Genomic DNA, 238 nt, shown 5'->3' with positions numbered 1-238 from the left:
CGCCAAGGCGCTGCGCGAATACTCCAAGACCGACCAGGACCAGAAGCCCGTCGGACGTGACGTCGACGACGCCATCACGCTCACGCTCTCGCTCGTCGACACGCTGCGCGGCATGCTCGCCGGCTACGACTGGAAAACCGACCTCGCCAAGCCCGGACCCAAGCGCTACCTCAACGCGGTGACCGGCTCGGTCAACTACCTGCGCGACGTTGCGACGCCGGGCAACCAAGTTGAAGAG

At 66.0% G+C, this 238-nt stretch carries 1 protein-coding gene; it reads left to right on the top strand.

Annotation, left to right across the window (positions count from 1 at the left end):
* Positions 1-238 (top strand): DUF3387 domain-containing protein (locus BV453_RS01875; protein ID WP_249520741.1); only part of this gene is annotated, 238 nt, incomplete at both ends.

It is taken from the genome of Microbacterium sp. ER1 (assembly GCF_023383675.1).
In the GTDB taxonomy this organism is placed as follows: Bacteria; Actinomycetota; Actinomycetes; order Actinomycetales; family Microbacteriaceae; genus Microbacterium.
The sequence above is the reverse complement of the archived record's forward strand: the minus strand, read 5'-3'. Positions and strand labels throughout refer to the sequence as shown.